This is a genomic window from Subtercola frigoramans (assembly GCF_016907385.1).
GTDB classification, from domain to species: Bacteria; Actinomycetota; Actinomycetes; order Actinomycetales; family Microbacteriaceae; genus Subtercola; species Subtercola frigoramans.
In genome coordinates this window covers 1,717,234-1,733,495 of sequence record NZ_JAFBBU010000001.1, presented here as the reverse complement: position 1 = coordinate 1,733,495, position 16,262 = coordinate 1,717,234, and the positions used below count along the sequence as shown (strand labels likewise).

General features: G+C 65.8%; 11 protein-coding genes. 6 read left to right on the top strand and 5 right to left on the bottom strand.

The window, feature by feature from the left end; all coding sequences use genetic code 11:
- Window positions 1–34 precede the first annotated feature (34 nt).
- The 3 genes from JOE66_RS08195 to JOE66_RS08185 are packed head-to-tail and all read right to left on the bottom strand — an operon-like array spanning window position 35 to window position 3,485.
- Window positions 35–1,516 (bottom strand): carboxylesterase family protein, encoded by a 1,482-nt coding sequence (locus JOE66_RS08195; protein ID WP_205108407.1) that lies wholly within the window; start codon window positions 1,514–1,516, stop codon window positions 35–37.
- Window positions 1,513–2,406: an SDR family oxidoreductase gene (locus JOE66_RS08190; RefSeq protein WP_205108405.1), complete on the bottom strand. Its 894-nt coding sequence runs from the start codon at window positions 2,404–2,406 to the stop codon at window positions 1,513–1,515. The genes JOE66_RS08195 and JOE66_RS08190 overlap by 4 nt, the downstream gene beginning before the upstream one ends.
- Window positions 2,403–3,485, bottom strand: a complete 1,083-nt coding sequence (locus JOE66_RS08185; protein WP_205108403.1) for a Gfo/Idh/MocA family protein — start codon at window positions 3,483–3,485, stop codon at window positions 2,403–2,405. The genes JOE66_RS08190 and JOE66_RS08185 overlap by 4 nt, the downstream gene beginning before the upstream one ends.
- A 75-nt stretch (window positions 3,486–3,560) precedes the next feature.
- On the opposite strand from JOE66_RS08185, the gene JOE66_RS08180 reads away from it, so the two are divergent.
- The 4 genes from JOE66_RS08180 (at window position 3,561) to JOE66_RS08165 (ending at window position 9,807) form a co-directional block, all read left to right on the top strand.
- A complete protein-coding gene (locus JOE66_RS08180) occupies window positions 3,561–5,105 on the top strand; it encodes an MFS transporter (RefSeq protein WP_307827117.1) in 1,545 nt (514 codons plus the stop codon).
- A 21-nt stretch (window positions 5,106–5,126) separates the two neighbouring features.
- Complete coding sequence (locus JOE66_RS08175; RefSeq protein ID WP_205108401.1) at window positions 5,127–6,821, top strand: cation:proton antiporter; 1,695 nt, start codon at window positions 5,127–5,129, stop codon at window positions 6,819–6,821.
- Window positions 6,822–6,888: 67 nt separating this feature from the next.
- Window positions 6,889–7,731, top strand: a complete 843-nt coding sequence (locus tag JOE66_RS08170; protein ID WP_205108399.1) for an alpha/beta hydrolase — start codon at window positions 6,889–6,891, stop codon at window positions 7,729–7,731.
- Window positions 7,732–7,995: 264 nt separating this feature from the next.
- Window positions 7,996–9,807, top strand: coding sequence for an APC family permease (locus JOE66_RS08165; RefSeq protein WP_239518623.1), 1,812 nt, complete (start codon window positions 7,996–7,998; stop codon window positions 9,805–9,807).
- On the opposite strand, the gene JOE66_RS08160 is transcribed toward JOE66_RS08165, so the two are convergent.
- Together JOE66_RS08160 and JOE66_RS08155 are read right to left on the bottom strand one after the other, a co-directional pair.
- On the bottom strand, window positions 9,713–10,804 hold the full coding sequence (locus JOE66_RS08160; RefSeq protein ID WP_307827116.1) for a potassium channel family protein: 1,092 nt from the start codon (window positions 10,802–10,804) through the stop codon (window positions 9,713–9,715). The genes JOE66_RS08165 and JOE66_RS08160 overlap by 95 nt on opposite strands.
- Before the next feature lie 121 nt (window positions 10,805–10,925).
- Window positions 10,926–12,482 (bottom strand): CYTH and CHAD domain-containing protein, encoded by a 1,557-nt coding sequence (locus JOE66_RS08155; protein WP_205108395.1) that lies wholly within the window; start codon window positions 12,480–12,482, stop codon window positions 10,926–10,928.
- A 104-nt stretch (window positions 12,483–12,586) separates the two neighbouring features.
- Here JOE66_RS08155 and JOE66_RS08150 point away from each other — a divergent pair, with 104 nt between their 5' ends.
- Together JOE66_RS08150 and JOE66_RS08145 are read left to right on the top strand one after the other, a co-directional pair.
- The gene (locus JOE66_RS08150; protein WP_205108393.1) at window positions 12,587–14,707 is read left to right on the top strand and encodes a S9 family peptidase; all 2,121 of its coding nucleotides are present in this window, start codon (window positions 12,587–12,589) and stop codon (window positions 14,705–14,707) included.
- 37 nt (window positions 14,708–14,744) lie between these two features.
- Window positions 14,745–16,259: a maltokinase N-terminal cap-like domain-containing protein gene (locus tag JOE66_RS08145; RefSeq protein ID WP_205108391.1), complete on the top strand. Its 1,515-nt coding sequence runs from the start codon at window positions 14,745–14,747 to the stop codon at window positions 16,257–16,259.
- The last annotated feature ends 3 nt before the right edge of the window (window positions 16,260–16,262 follow it).

Here is a 16,262-nt window from a genome sequence, read left to right as displayed (position 1 = left end):
ATCGTACGGCCGATGAGACCGTGATTCACCCCCGTCAGCGCGGGGAATACCGAGGATCGAAGGTGATCTTCACCCCGATCGGATGCTCGTCGCTGACTTCGGCCCAGGCCCCGGCTTGCCCGTCGAGAACCGGCACTCCCGAACGCGCGAAAGCTGTCCATGCCCGGCGCAGGCGGGAGCCGAGCTCATCGAGGTCTGCCCAGTCGACCCCGCCGAGCATCGGGGAGCCTCGCCAGAACTCCTCATCGGCCCAGAAGAACGGCAGTTCGATGCAGTGGCACGCTCCCCACGCGGTGCTCCGTGGTCGCCAATCGAATCGATACGTGTAGACGCGGGCCCCGCCGCCGGCCAGCAGCCGCGCCAGGGCGAGCGCCGGGGCGCCGAAGACCCGGTTCGTCAGCACACGCGACAGGGGTTCGGTGGCCGGGCGGACCAGCCGCCGCGCTCGAGCTCGCCGGAGTGCGGGAACCACATCGAGAAAGGGGGTGAAGTCGTCCCTGTTGTAGCCGATCAGTACGTCGAGCGATGCTGCCCTGGCCCGCCACCTCGTCTGGCGCCGCTCGGGCAGTGAGATGGGCCACTCGCCGGGCGTCGGCGCGTACGGCATACCCGCCGTCAGCCGGTCTCCGCTGAGCCCCTGCATCGCCGCGACCTGGGCGGCGAGCATCCGTTCGACCGACGCCGTGGCGGGGTCTTCACCGAGCGCGCGCAGAACATTCGACGTCAGTTGCGGGCTCAACTTCTGCCGCTCGCGGTCGAGGCCGAGCGGCGGGCTCTGCAGGATGGCCCGCGAGAAGAGCCCGTCGGCCTCGGGGATCGAGAGCAGGTGGGCGATCGCATCGGCTCCCGCCGACTGCCCGAACACGGTGATGTTGCCGGGGTCGCCCCCGAAACTGGCGATGTTCGCCTTCACCCAGCGAAGGGCCTCGAGTTGGTCGGCCACCCCCAGGTTGGCGGGGGCAACACCGTCGATGGCGAGGTACCCGAAGACGCCGAGTCGATAGTTGATGGCGACCACGATGACGTCACCGTCGCGCACGATTCTCGCCGGGTCGTAGATGTCACCCGAACCCGAACCGTTGACGTAGGCCCCGCCGTGGATCCAGACCATCACCGGTTTCGTCGCCTGTCCCGCCTGCATCGGGATGGCGGACGACCCTGCCGCAGGCGCTGTCGACGGCGCTGATGCAGAGCCCGGAGCTGGCGCCGTGATCGTCACGAAGAAGCAGTCCTCGTCCATGGGAGGCACCGGCTTCGGCACCGCGAGAAGAGCGAGGCCGAAGGGCGGTTGGGGGCACATCGGGCCATCGTGCAGCGCTTCTCTCACGCCCTGCCATGGATGCTCGGCTACCGGCAGCTCGAACCTGCTGGCCTTGGCATACCGCACTCCGCGGAACCGCAGGAGATCACCGTCGACGTACCCGCGAAGCACGCCGTTGGGGGTCGTGACGTCAACGGTCTCGGCGGCCTCTGTGTCGGATCTGAGCGACCTGAGAGGCCCGGGTGGCACGGTCATCGGGCCACCGACCCGGCCAGCACGTCTTCGAGTGTGCGCTGCGGGTGACCCGTGAGCACGACCACGTCATCACTGACTGCGGCCAGTTCGCCGTCCCGGATACCCGTGTAGGTGCTCACCCAGGCGTCGACGATGAAGTCGGGTGCCCCGTAGTGCGCCCTCGACGCGTAGGCCTCATCGACGGTCTCGTTCTCGAACCGCAGGCTCCGGCCGGTCAGAAGAGAGGTGCGACGCGCCACATCGGCGAACGTCAGCGCTTCGCCACCCGTCAGTTCGTAGACGGCGTTGCGGTGTCGTTCGGGGTGAAGCAGCACGGCCACCGCTGAATCGACAACGTCGGCTCGCGCAACGGCCGCAATCAATCCATCGCCGGCCGGCCCCCGGATGACCCCGTCCTCGCCGGCCCAGAGCGGCAAAACGTCAAGGTAGAAGTTGTCGCGCAGAAAGGTGAAGTCGATGCCACTGGCCTGGATCACCCGCTCGGTGGCACCGTGGTCCCGCGCCAGGGTGAAGCCCGCCGCGGGGCCCGCGCCCGTGAACGAGGTGTAGACGATGTGGCTGACACCCGCCTCCAGTGCCGATTGCACGAACTGCACGTGTTCAGCAACGCGGTCAGGCGATTCGGCAGCGGAGACCATGAACAGCACGTCGACTCCTTCGAGCGCCCGGATGCCCGACTCGCGATCGCCGTAGCTCGCCGTCACGACAGACACATCGGCGTTCGAACCCTCGAAGACCGGTGCCCGTGACGCATCGCGGACGATGAGGCGCAGGCTGGGCCCCGCGTCGTTGCCCCGGCGCGCTTCAACCAGCGATCTCGCCACCGCGCCTCCGATGTTGCCCGTCGCTCCTGTGACACCGATGGTCGGCACGGTGTTGGCCTCGCTCACAGTGCCTGGTTCCGATTCTGTCGCCGGGAGCCGGTCGTGGCGTGGATGTTCTCGATGATCTCGGTGATCGCCTGCGAGTCGCGCGGGTCGACCGGCACCGGGGACCCGGTAGTGAGGGCATCGGCGAGCTGGGAGTAGAACCCCGCATAGCTCCCCCGCCGCGTCTCGAAGGGCGCGACAGCACCCTCGATGCCGAGAACACCCCACTGGTCCTCCGGGGCGACCCCGAAGCCATCATCGCTCGGCAGTGCACCGGCGATCAGCGCCGGCTCCTGGCCGTCGAGGCCGTACTTCGTGTACGCACCCTTCGACCCGAGCATCCGGAACCGGGGGCCCTTCTGGGCTGCCAGACCGCTCATCCACAGATGACTTGTCACCCCGGACTCATGCTGGAGCGCCAGGAACACATCGTCTTCGGCCGCGCCGCCCTTGCGCCTCACGGCAAGTTCGGAATACGTCTCAGCGACCGGCCCGAACAGTTGCAGGGCCTGGTCGATGAGGTGGGGGCCGAGGTCGAAGAGGATACCGCCGCCCTCCGCCACGGTTGCCTCGCCCTTCCAGGCGCGGCCGCCCTGTGGCTTCCACCACTCGAAGCGAGACTCGAAGCGATGGATCTCGCCGAGCGAGCCGGCCGTGACGAGATCGGAGACGGTCTGGAAGTCGCCGTCCCACCGACGGTTCTGAAAGACCGTGAGCGCAAGCCCTCGCTCATCGGCCCGGGTGATCAGCTCGAGGCCCTCAGCCGAGGTGGCGGTGAACGGTTTGTCGACCACGATCGCGAGACCGGCGTCGATTGCCGCTGATGCCAGCGTGTAGTGCGCCGAAGGAGGCGAGCTGATCACGACCAGATCGACGTCATCGGCCCGTTCGAAGAACTCGGAGACCGTCGCGATGACGGTCGCCTCCGGATACCGCACACGGGCGTCCGCCTGGCGTTCCGGATCGCCCGTCACGATCGCGTCCAGGGAGAAACGGTCATCCGCGGCAAGGAACGGTGCGTGGAAGACGCGGCCGCCCAGGCCGAACCCGATCAGTGCGGTTCGGATGGGCGCAGTGAGGCGATCAGCTGTACGTGTCATGCTGCAACCCTAGCGAGGCAGAATACTTGCCGCATACTAAGGAATACAGGAGCCCCCGAGCGCGTTGGTGCAACAGTGAAGCCAGACTCCCGACGCCCGACCGCAGCCGCATCCAGCGGCACCGATGACAACGCCGACGACGGCACCAGGGAAGACGCGTCGAGTGTTCTGACCGAACGTGAGAAGAGGCGCCTGACCAAGGCCTCGAGCGAGCGGGCCATCATCGCGACCCTCGCCTTCACCGGTCTCATTGCGGCCTTCATGCAGACCCTGGTCACGCCGATCACTCCGCAGCTGCCGTTGCTGCTGAACACCACGGCCTCGAATGCGACCTGGATCCTGACGGCGACGCTGCTCGCAGCCGCCATCTCCACACCGATCAGCGGACGCCTCGGCGACATGTTCGGCAAACGGCGGATGGTCCTCGTCCTTCTGGTGCTCCTGCTTGCCGGCTCCGTCGTCTCCGCGCTGTCGAACGACGTGATCGTCATGATTCTCGGGCGCGTTCTGCAGGGCACCGGCCTCGGCGTGATCGCCCTGGGTGTCAGCATCCTGCGCGATGTCCTGCACCCGGCACGACTCGGGGCCGCCGTCGCCCTGGTGAGCGCGACCCTGGGCATCGGCGGCGCTGTGGGGCTTCCGGTTTCGGCCCTCATCGCCCAGAATCTCGACTGGCACTTCCTGTTCTGGCTGGCCGGGCTGTTGGCTCTCGCGGCACTCGTGCTGGTCTTCCTCATCGTTCCGGTCAGCACACTCCGCACCGGGGGGTCGTTCGACTTCATCGGCGCGATCGGATTCGCGATCGGTCTGGTGGGCATCCTGCTTGCGGTTTCGAAGGGCAGCGAATGGGGTTGGACCAGCCCCGTCACGCTCGGGATGCTCGGCGGAGGCGTGCTCGTCCTGCTGCTCTGGGGCTGGTTCGAACTCCGCACGACGAACCCTCTCGTCGACCTGAGGATCGCGGCGCGACGGCCTGTACTTCTCACCAACCTGGCCTCGATCACCGTGGGATTCGCCTTCTTCGCGAGCGCGGCAGTGCTTCCCCAACTGCTCGAGGCACCGACGTCGACCGGTGTCGGCCTCGGACAGAGCCTGCTCATCGCCAGCCTGTGCCTCATGCCCAGCGGCCTGGTGATGTTCTTCATGTCACCCGTCGCCGCTCGCCTCAGTGCTGCGCGGGGTCCCCGCACGAGCCTGGTTCTCGGCGGCATCATCATCGCCGTCGGCTATGCGCTTGCCATCGGCCTCATGACCGAGGTGTGGCACGCGGTCTTCGTGGCGACTGCGGTGGGCTTCGGGGTCGGGTTCGCCTACGCCGCGATGCCCACACTGATCATGCACGCTGTACCCGCCACAGAGACAGCCGCAGCGAATGGGCTGAACTCGGTGATGCGCAGTCTCGGCTCGACGGTCGCCGCTGCGGTTCTCGGCCTCATCCTCTCGTCGAATGTCATCATCTCGGCGGGGCGTCCCATTCCCACCCAGGGGGCATTCCAGCTCTGTTTCGCCATCGCCGCTTCGGTGGCCCTGCTCGGAGTCGTCGCGGCGTTCTTCATCCCGCGGAGGGAACCTGCCTATCGCTCAACCAGCATTCCGCAGGCCGTCGGCTCGCGCGCTTGAGCCGATCTAAGGTTGGTGTTCATGAACACCCCTGAACTTCTGCTCATCCTCGCGGGTTCACTTGCTGTGAGCGCATTTGCGCGGTGGCGAGGCTGGCCGGCGCCACTGCTCGTCGTTGCGGTTGCACTCGGTGTGTCGTTCATTCCGGGCATCCCACCGGTGGAGATCGACTCCGAGGTCATTCTCACCGTCGTGCTGCCTCCACTGCTCTACTCGGCAGCTCTCGACGTGTCCTTCCAGAACTTCACCCAGAGCGTTCGTCACATCAGACGGTTGGGTGTCGGCCTCGTCATCGTGACCACCGTGGTTGTGGGGCTCATCGCCTACTGGATCGTCCCCGACTTGACCCTGCCTGGCGCCTTGCTGCTCGGGGCAATCGTCGCCCCGCCCGACGCAGTCTCCGCGGCGGCAATCGGGCGACGCCTCGGGCTCCCGCGCGGAGTCATGACCGTTCTCTCGGGTGAGAGTCTCATCAACGATGCCGCAGCGCTCACACTTTTCCGGGTCTTCATTGCGATCATCGGGGGGTCGGCGCTGAGCTTCGGAGGAGTCATCGGCACCTTCGTGCTCGCGATCGTCGTCGGGGTCGTCGTCGGGCTCACCATCGGGGTCGTGGTGCAGTTCGTGAGAGTCAGACTGAGTGATTCGGTGGTGGCGGCAACGCTCGGTCTTCTTGTTCCCTTCGGTGCGTACGCCGCTGGCGAGGCGCTCCACGGGTCAGGAGTTCTCGCTGTCGTTGCTGCAGGCCTGTACATCGGTTACAACTCGCCGAAGACCGGCTATGAGACGAGACTGCAGGAACGGCCGGTCTGGAGTTCGATCGACCTCCTGCTCGAAGGCTTCGTCTTCGCACTCATCGGCCTCCAGGTATTCACCGTCACACAGAACGTGGCATCGAACACACTGGGCCTTGCGAAGACCATCGGTCTCGCCGCCGCCGTCCTCGCGGTGGTCATCCTCGTCAGGCCGGTGTTCGTCTACACCGCCTATTTCCGCGCGCGATGGCAGGCCCGCGCGCAGAAGAAGATCCCGATACTGCGCCACCTGGCTTCGAAGCACGAGCCGGAACTCTCCTGGCAGGAACTCGCTGTCATCTCGTGGTCGGGAATGCGGGGTGTCGTCACCCTTGCTGCGGCCGCTGCTGTCCCCGTGATGACGGCCGCCGGGCCCGTCGCGCAACGCGACACCATCAACCTCGTGGCCTTCGTCGTGACGATCGGCACCCTGGTCGTGCAGGGGTTGAGCCTGCCGTGGGTCATACGAAGACTATCCGTCGCCGACCTCGGCCAGGCAGAACGCGATGCCGAAGACGAAGTTCGCATCTTCGAACGGAGTGTTCGGGAGACCAAGGACTACATCGACGAGCATCACGATGAGTGGGCCGCCCGCTACGGAACCGCGGAACTCGACCGATCACTGAGTACGCTGGTGAGCCAGTTCGAGCGCCAGGTCGCGGTGTTGCTCGACGAGCACGACCTCGAAGAACAGGACATCGACTCCGCCGGGGTCGACACCTCGACTGTGCGGGCTCCCCGGTTGACCGGACCAGAGCTCACCGAACTGCGCCGTGAGCTTCTCGACCACCGTCGGTCGATCATCATCCGCGAACGCAACAACGGCGAACTCGACGAAGAGGTCATGCGGAGTGTTCTGCGCGGCATCGACTCCGAGCAGTTGGCACTCGACACCTCGGCGATGACGCGCAACCGCCGCTGACGGCTTTTTGCCTGTCCCGCTCCTGACGCTGGCGGCTGTCGGCTGTCGGGGACTATCGTGAACAGTGATGAGTGCAGCGCTCCAGCCAGAACCCCGACCCGGTCTTCGACGGTGGGCGGTCACCCACTTCAGCCCCGTACGCCGGCATTACGCCTCCGATCGGGTGAAGGGCCTGAAGATGCGCGACTCCGCGTTGGGGGCACCGTTCGAGCACGTCTCGCTTCGCTGGTATTCCCCCTCTCTCGCTCCGGGTGCACATGGGCCGATTCCCGTGGTGTTGTACTTCGCCGACAGTTCGGAACTGCGCTGGCACGGCGCACGCACCGGCGCGTGGCTGGCAAGCAGGCTGTGCCGCCGGCTGTCGCTGACGGTTGTGGTGGTCCACACCGGCGAGAGCGCTGGCGATGCGAAGGAGGCGGCATTCCGTGCTCTGGAACAGTGTGCATCGGAAGCCCCGTCTGCCCTGCTTGCCGTCGTCGGCACCGGAGACGGAGCTGCCCTGGCCGCGAGAACCGCCATGCGTGCGCGTGATTCGCTCGAAGGCGGTGCGCCCCAGCTTGCACGCCAGGCGCTGATCTCGCCGGACTTCGCACTGCTGATCGGGCCACCAGCGACAGCGGAGGCCGAGGTGGTCTCGCTGGTCGCTCGCCTCAGTGAGCTCCCGCCTACCCTCCTGCAGCGGGATGCCGTCTCCGGAACGCCGGATCCCCGCGAAGACCTGCCCGAGTTGCTGCGCGAAGCCGCCGTTGCAGTGCGGGTGATCGACTACCGGCCAGAATCCCTGCTCTGGGCCGAGTTCCCTCGTGCTGTCGGGTATTCTGCCGGCGCAGCAGACGACCTGGAGGCGTTCCTCCGGCGCGGCCTCCTCGATAACGGATTCGACATCGTTCCGGCCTGGAACCTGCACTGACCCACCCGAACTCCAGCCTGACCCCGACAGGAATCCAGACCGACTCGCGGGTCGTATGGTAGGTCTGTGCCCACAATCGCGCCAGAGCCCGAGCCCCGGAATGAGTCCATCGGCGAGACCGCTCACCACGTCATCACCGACGGTGATACGCGCCCGAACGGGCGAGTGAAGTACTGGCTGCTGCAAGGTCTCCTCGACCAGTCCGGCCGATACCAGGGTTCGTACGCAGCGAAGGCCGAGAAGACGCACAGCTGGTGGCGAGTCATGTGCCTGACCGGCGTCGACTACTTCTCAACCCTCGGCTACCAGCCGGCGATCGCTGCCCTGGCTGCAGGGCTCCTCTCGCCGTTCGCGACCATTGTGCTCGTGCTGCTCACGCTCTTCGGTGCCCTTCCGGTGTATCGCCGTGTCGCCAAGGAGAGCTTCAAGGGCGAGGGATCCATCGCCATGCTCGAGCGGCTGCTGCCCTGGTGGGGCGGCAAGCTGTTCGTGCTCGTTCTGCTCGGGTTCGCCGCCACCGATTTCATGATCACCATCACCCTGTCAGCGGCAGACGCAACAGCCCACGCCATCGAGAATCCCTTCGCCCCGTCATGGTTCCATGGCAACGAGGTGATCATCACCCTCGTGCTGGTCGCACTCCTCGGAGCCGTCTTCATCCGCGGGTTCAAAGAGGCGATCGGCATCGCAACGGTGCTGGTCGCCGTCTACCTCGTCCTGAACCTGGTGGTGGTCGTCGTCTCGATCGCCCATGTCTTCGAGAACACCGTGGTGATCAGCGACTGGTGGTCGGCCCTCAATGCCCAGCACGGCAACCCCTTGGTCATGGTCGGAATCGCACTGATCGTGTTCCCCAAACTGGCGCTCGGGCTCTCTGGTTTCGAGACCGGCGTGGCCGTCATGCCCCAGATCACGGGTTCTCCGAGCGACACCCCGGAGCATCCGACGGGACGAATCCGCGGAACCTGGCGCCTGCTCACGACCGCAGCACTCATCATGAGTTCATTCCTCATCGCGTCGAGTATCGTCACCACGCTGCTGATACCCCAGTCCGAATTCCAGGCGGGCGGGGCAGCGAACGGCAGGGCACTGGCCTACCTGGCCCATGAGTACCTGGGCGCAGGGTTCGGTACGTTCTACGACATCAGCACCATCGCCATCCTCTGGTTCGCTGGGGCGTCGGCGATGGCCGGGCTCCTGAACCTCGTGCCGAGGTACCTGCCGAGATACGGGATGGCCCCCCAATGGGTTCGGGCTGTCCGTCCACTCGTGCTCGTCTTCACGGCGATCGCCTTCATCATCACCATCGCGTTCAATGCAAGCGTCGATGCTCAAGGTGGCGCCTACGCCACCGGTGTGCTCGTGCTCATCACCTCGGCCTCGGTTGCTGTGACGCTCTCTGCGCGCAGGCAGAAACAGCCCAAGCGTACGATCGGCTTCGGAATCGTCTCTATCGTGTTCCTGTACACGACAGTGGCGAACGTCTTCGAACGCCCGGACGGAGTGAAGATTGCCGCGCTCTTCATCGTCGGGATCCTCGGAATCTCGCTCGTCTCACGCATCCAGCGGTCGTTCCAGCTCCGGGCGACCTCGGTGACCCTCGATGAGTCGGCCCTGGCGTTCGTTCGAGCCGACGCAGATCGAGGGGTCATCAACCTCATCGCCAACGAACCAGACGACGGTAGCGCGCTCGAATACCGCGCCAAGAACAAGGAAGAGCGGCACGACAGCCACATTCCGACCAGCGCGAGGGTGATCTTCGTGGAGGTCTACGCCGCCGACTCCTCAGACTTCGAAGAAGACCTCGTCGTTCGCGGTGTCACCAAACACGGCTACCGCGTACTCGAAGTTCGAAGCGGAAACATCCCGAACACGCTTGCCGTCGTGCTGCTGACCATTCGCGACGAGACGGGCGTCGTGCCCGAGATCTACTTCGAATGGACGGAAGGCAATCCCCTCTCGAACATGCTCAAGTTCCTCATCACGGGCGGCGGCGAGGTTGCCCCGGTGACCCGCGAAGTGCTCCGCGAGGCTGAGAAAGACGTGAAGCTGCGCCCCGCTGTGCACGTGAGTTGAAACGCGCAGCACTCATCGGCCCCTTCTGAAGGTTTGCCCGACGGAGCGTCGCGATCTCTTCGGCGAACGATTCGTGTGATCGGGCCAGCTCCACCCTCAGCTCTTCCAGCTGCGTCGCCAGGGCATCGATGTGATCGACATTCGCGCTCTCGACTCGCGCCTCGCCGCTGCGCACCCGGTCGACGAGCCAACTGGCCAGCGTCGCGGTGATCACACCCAGAAGGGCGATTCCCGCGATCATCAGGCCGACGGCAATCAGGCGCCCCTCACCGGTGATCGGAACATAGTCGCCATATCCGACGGTCGTGATCGTCACGAATGCCCACCACACCGCGTCTCCGAAGTTCGTGATCGACGCACCGGGCGTGTTCTGTTCCGCATCGAGGATGCCCAGCGCAGCTATCAGCACGAGCAGGCTTGCCGAACCGATCACATAGGTCGCCACCCTGCCCCGGAAGGCGGTACCGGCCGTTCTCTGCAGGACCGTCCACAGCATGACCAGCCGGAGCAGCCGCAGCGGGCGGAGCATGGGCAGAGCCACGATCAGGAATTCGAGAATGTGCGTGAAGAACCATCGCAGCCTGCGCGGGGCGAGTACCAGGTTGGCGACGTAGTTGACCACGAAGAACGCCCAGACGGCCCACATGACGATCTCGGCGGCAATGTTCGCCGCACCCTTGAGATTGCCGATGACGTCCCAGGAGTAGGCGATCAGAAAAACGATCGATACCACAGTGAGCGGCCATTCCGCAGCCGCGTTCCACGCGGCCTGCCCCTCATCGCTCCGCGTGAAGCCGAACGAGCGCAACCGCGAGCGAGAGAACGTCTGGGCGGGGCCCTCCGGGCCTTCCCCTCCACTCCTGCCGGGCAGCGCTTCGGTCAGGACATCGGTGATCCTGTCGGTGATGGCGGCAGCGTTCGCTTCGTCGTCCGCCTCCAGGAACGCCGTCTGATCGGCTGGCGGCGAGCCGTTGCCGTGGGCGTCTGGTTCCGGCACACGCGCACCCGAACCGTCGAAACGAGCCTGAGATCTGGAATGCGAGGTGCGATTTTTCATGACTAGCCCCGTCAATGAGGGCCGCTAGCCCACTCGCGGCCGCCTGCAGTGTGCTGTCAGCCTATCGGGATCGCGATGGAAGCCATTTCTTGGCTGCCGTGAACTCGTCGCGGGCACGACTGTACTCTTCGATCGCGTTGTCGGAACGCTGCTGCTCGATGGCGTGGAGCCGCCCATAGCCGAAGGTGTTCTCCCCCTCCGCAAACGCCGATTCTGAGCTGGCGAGCAGGAGCTGCTGCAACAGCATGCTGTCGCGGTATTCACCCAAGGCCGTCTGTACCCCCTCGGCTGCGCGTGCGAGTCTCCCGGCCTTCTCCCCGAAGATCGCGGTTTCTCCCGTGCTGAGCGCCTCGACGGCGAATCGAAGGCGGCGCGCAGCCTTGCGAACCCGGTGAGTCCGTTGGTTCCATTCCGTGGCATTGGCAGCCTGGTTGACGCCGGCCATCCTCCGCTTCACGCGGGAATAGTCGCTTACGATCCCCTCTGCAAGCGCCCGCGCCGCGGCACGCTGCGCGGCCTTGGGCAGAGTCGCACGGGTAGCGAGGTGCTCCAGCGCATCAAGCAACCTGAAGTACCGGTCGCTGGTCATAAGCTCGTGCAGTCGTTCGAGCGCCCTGTGGTACTCGGCCTCCTTCTGCACCACGACGCGGGCAAGCACTGCCTCGTGCATCCGCTTGTTCGACTGGGACCGCACGAGGTTCCTGGCCCGGTCGTGCATGACCTGGGGGTCCCGGGCTGCACCCAGGGCCTGACCGAGGACTTCGAGCTCGGCTTCCAAAGACAGTGATTCCGGCGCCGGGAGAAGGGCACGGTAACTCGCGAACACGCTACGCAGACGCCGCACTGTGGAACGCATCTCATGGATCGCGCCGGCCTCGTCCTGCCTCACCTGTGGGTCCGCGGCAATGAGCCTCTCGGTGAGCGACGTGATCGCGGCACGCAGTACATCACCGGCCGTGCTCCGCGAGGTCAGGACCCAGCGTGGCCCCAGCTCACCGAGCTTCTCCTTTCCGAGCGCGTGGGCGAGTTTGGAGATGCTCGAAGCCGGGCTTGCCCCGGCCACCCGGAGCTGTTTCTCGATCGAATCCAGCAAGGCGTCCCGCTTCTTCGGGGACCCAGGAGCATCGTCTGTGAGCTCGACCTCCCATTCACGCCAGACCCTCAGCTGGCCGGTGGCGACATCTCCCGCAGAAACGAGGTCATCGCAGACTTCGGCGATGGCGACCTCGTCGGCACCGAACAGGCACGTCGTCGTTCGGGTCGTGCTGATCCGGGCGACCGGTGCGACAGGGCGGTTCCGAAGGTGCACCATCACCAGGTCGAGAACCGCGTCGGGAATGGGGCCGTCCTCGCCCAGCGGCCAGTGGAGCTCCAGGCGTCCTTCGTCTCCTGGCAGTTTGATGTGCCAGCCCTCGTCTGCGCCACCGGTGCGGCGCCGCAGCACGATGCGCTGCGAAGCGAGCGCGAGATCCGCGGTGTCGTAGTAGACAGCTTCGAGAGTCGTGGTCGACGGCTGCGACACTCGCACGACCAGGCCCGTGCCTGTGAGATCGGGGACGACGGCCGCAGCATCGACGTCGTACTTCCGCTCGATCTCGATGTGCATCTGAGGGGCCATTTGCTTCTACCTCTACTTCCGTCACTCACGGTAACGCATCCGGCCCGTGCTCAGGCGGCAGAGTGCGACCGACGACCCGTGCCGGCGCGGAGTACGGTTGAAGGATGCCCACCGGTACTCCCCCGATTGCACAGAAGATCGCCCACCAACGAGAGCACCACGGTGATGTGGTGATCGACAACTACGAGTGGCTCCGAGACAAAGAGAACGCCGAGGTCCTCGCCCACCTCCGTGCGGAGAACGACTGGACCGACAGCCAGATGCTTCCCCTTGCCGGTCTCCAGCAGAGCATCTTCGAGGAGATCAAGCGCCGGACCCGTGAAACCGACCTCTCTGTTCCCGTGCGCCAGGGAGCGTGGTGGTACTACACCCGCACGATCGAAGGCAGCCAGTACGGCGTGCACGCGCGGGCCCCCATCGCTTCGCCGGAGGACTGGAATCCACCCGTGCTCGACCCCGGAGTCGCCGTGCCGGGCGAAGTGATCGTTCTCGACGACAACGCCGGGGCCGAAGGCCACGACTTCTATTCGCTCGGAAGTTTCGACGTGAGTGCAGACGGCAGCTACCTCGCGTACGCCATCGACACCGTTGGCGACGAACGATACACCCTTCGCATTCGAAACCTCAGCACCGGCGTCGACCTGCCCGACACGATCGAGGACACCTCGCCCGGTGCCACCTTCGGCGCCGATTCGACCTTCGTGTTCTACCCGACCGTGGACCCCTCCTGGCGCCCTGACACCATCTGGCGCCACGAAGTCGGCACTGCCGCCTCCGACGATGTGGCCGTCTTCACCGAACCCGACGAGCGATTCTGGGTGGGGGTCGGCCTCACGCGAAGTCGTCGCTACCTCGAGATCGCAGCCGCATCAAGCGTGACAAGCGAATCCCGCCTTCTCGACGCATCGACACCTCTCGGCGAGTTCACCGTCGTCTGGCCACGCGCAGAGGGCGTCGAATACTCCCTCGAGCACGCCGTCGTCGGTGGTGAAGACCTGCTCCTCATCACCCACAATGCCACCGGCGACAACTTCGAGCTGGTGGAGGTGGCAGTGGATGATCCCACCCACGAGTCACGTCACCGGATCATCCTCGCCCACGACCCCCTCGTGCGGCTCGAAGGCGTCGATGCCTTCGCGGGCTTTCTCAGCGTCGAGTATCGCCGCGACGCCCTGAGCCGGGTCGCTGTGATGGCGCTCGGCGCCACACCGGGCACCGGGTACGGCGAACTCACCGAACTCCCCTTCACCGAGACCCTGTTCACCGTGGGAACCGGCGGTAACCCCGAATGGTCGCAACCCACCCTGCGAGTCGGCTTCACCTCGTTCGTCACGCCCTCCACGGTGTACGACTACGTCGTCTCGACCGGTGAGCTGCGCCTTCTCAAACAACAGCCCGTTCTCGGTGACTACGACCCCGGCGACTACACCCAACGGCGCGAATGGGCGACGGCCGACGACGGAACCCGCGTGCCGCTCTCGCTGGTCTACCGACGAGACAGGAGCATCGACGACAGAGCGCAGCCGGTCATCCTGTATGGGTACGGCTCGTACGAGGTGAGCATCGACCCCTCGTTCTCTGTCGCGAGGCTCTCGCTGCTCGACCGGGGGGTCGTCTTCGCCATCGCCCACGTTCGCGGCGGCGGCGAACTCGGCCGCTGGTGGTACGAATCGGGCAAGACCCTCACGAAACGCAACACCTTCAGCGACTTCATCGCGTGCGCCCGACACCTCATCGACATCGGTGCGACAACCCCGGACCTGCTCGTGGCGCAGGGGGGCAGCGCTGGCGGACTCCTGATGGGCGCGGTCGCCAACCAGGCACCCGAACTCTTTGCCGGTATTCTCGCCCAGGTGCCGTTCGTCGACCCGCTCACCTCGATTCTCGACCCGTCGCTGCCCCTCACCGTCATCGAATGGGATGAGTGGGGCGATCCCCTCCACGATCCGGGCGTCTACGCGTACATGAAGTCGTATTCGCCGTACGAGAACGTGCGCGATGGGGCACAATACCCGCGCATCCTCGCCATGACAAGCCTCAACGACACCCGAGTGCTCTATGTCGAACCCGCCAAGTGGGTGGCCCGGCTGCGCGAAGCGGGAGCCAATCCCCTGCTGAAGACAGAGATGTCGGCAGGTCACGGCGGTGTCAGCGGCCGGTATGCGCGCTGGAAGGAGACGGCCTGTGAATATGCATGGATGCTCGACGTTTTGGGTCTCGCGTAGGGTGGAAGAGCAACGCAGAGCGTAAGGGGTCGGGCTGATGGCAGAAACGGGCACAACGCAGATCGGCGTCGTCGACGAAGTTGCGCTGGTCGATGCCCTAGCCCTGTGGATGCCGACGCAACGCTGGTTCCAGGGCAAAGGTACCGAGCCGGACCTGCGGCTGGTCGGCAGCTTCGAATTCACCCCGGGTGCCGCTGTGGCTTCAGGTACTCACCTCGTGACGGCCCTCGTGCTCGATGAAGGCGGCCCGCAGGGCAAGCTCTACCAGGTGCCGCTCACCGTCAGGGGCGAACGGATGCCCGGCGAAAGCCAGCCGCCTCTTGCCGTCTTCGACCAGACCTCCCCGCCGGCCTTCGTCTATGACGGTGCCCACGACCTGGACTACGCCACTGCTCTGCTCTCCCTGATCACGACAGACGGCCTCAGCCAAACAGCTGGCGCCAGCGCAACAGACGGTGCCAGTGCACCAGGCGACGCCAGTGCAACGGACGGTGCGAGCGATAGAGCTGCACGGGCAACGGCGAGCGGCCGGAGCCAGACCCCCGGGCATCCACTGCTCGTCGTCTCCTCGAAGGTCTTGAGCGGCGAGCAGTCGAACACCTCGATCATCATGACCGTCACCACGCCAGACGGCGAGCCTGCCCCTGGCGTCATCTGCAAGGTCTTCCGGGTGCTGCACCACGGCAACAACCCCGATGTGGTTCTGCAGTCGGCGCTGGCCAAGGCCGGGTCCGACAAGGTGCCGGCCTCGATCGGCAGCGTCGTGGGCCAGTGGCAGGATTCCCGGATGCCCGACGGGCGAACCTCCGGCCATCTGGCCTTCGCACAGGAGTTCCTGCCCGAGGTTGAAGACGCGTGGCGGGTCGCCCTCGAATCGGCACGGTTGGGCGAATCGTTCACGACAGAAGCACGAGCGCTCGGTTCGGCGACGGCAGAGGTTCACGAGACGCTCGCAGAGGTCATGCCGACGCTCGCACCATCGCCCGAACTCATCGCCGGCGTGCTGGCGAGCATGCGTCGGCGCCACGCCGGGGCCGTGCGGGAGGTGCCGGCCCTGGCCGCCCACAGCGAGGCGATCGACCGCCTCTTCGAAGTCGCTGCAGCCAGCCCGTGGCCCCGGCTGCAGCGCATCCACGGCGACTACCATCTGGGCCAGGTGCTCGCCGTACCCGATGGCGGGTGGGTGCTCGTCGACTTCGAAGGGGAACCGCTCCGCCCGATGGTCGAGCGGAACCAGCCTGACCTGGCCCTTCGCGACATCGCTGGCATGCTGCGATCGTTCGACTACGTCGCAGGGTCATTCGCCCAGTCACACCCCGGCGACGAGAAGCTTCGCGACGATGCCGCACACTGGGCCCACGAGGCCAGGGAAGCGTTTCTCGACGGCTACTCCGAACGCTCGGGCATCGAGTTGCGCGCCAACCGTGCCCTGCTCGATGCGTTCGAGATCGACAAGGCGCTCTACGAAGCGATCTACGAGGTGCGCAACCGGCCGAGCTGGGTGACTATTCCTGTCACCGCAGTAGCGAGACTGGCCAATCGCCGGCGCTGATGC

Bases quoted from the DNA above. Each gene is read 5' to 3' on its own strand.
- JOE66_RS08195 (WP_205108407.1), bottom strand. From the start codon at position 1,516: ATGACCGTGCCACCCGGGCCTCTCAGGTCGCTCAGATCCGACACAGAG.
- JOE66_RS08185 (WP_205108403.1), bottom strand. From the start codon at position 3,485: ATGACACGTACAGCTGATCGCCTCACTGCGCCCATCCGAACCGCACTG.
- JOE66_RS08175 (WP_205108401.1), top strand. From the start codon at position 5,127: ATGAACACCCCTGAACTTCTGCTCATCCTCGCGGGTTCACTTGCTGTG.
- JOE66_RS08170 (WP_205108399.1), top strand. From the start codon at position 6,889: ATGAGTGCAGCGCTCCAGCCAGAACCCCGACCCGGTCTTCGACGGTGG.
- JOE66_RS08165 (WP_239518623.1), top strand. From the start codon at position 7,996: ATGTGCCTGACCGGCGTCGACTACTTCTCAACCCTCGGCTACCAGCCG.
- JOE66_RS08155 (WP_205108395.1), bottom strand. From the start codon at position 12,482: ATGGCCCCTCAGATGCACATCGAGATCGAGCGGAAGTACGACGTCGAT.
- JOE66_RS08150 (WP_205108393.1), top strand. From the start codon at position 12,587: ATGCCCACCGGTACTCCCCCGATTGCACAGAAGATCGCCCACCAACGA.
- JOE66_RS08145 (WP_205108391.1), top strand. From the start codon at position 14,745: ATGGCAGAAACGGGCACAACGCAGATCGGCGTCGTCGACGAAGTTGCG.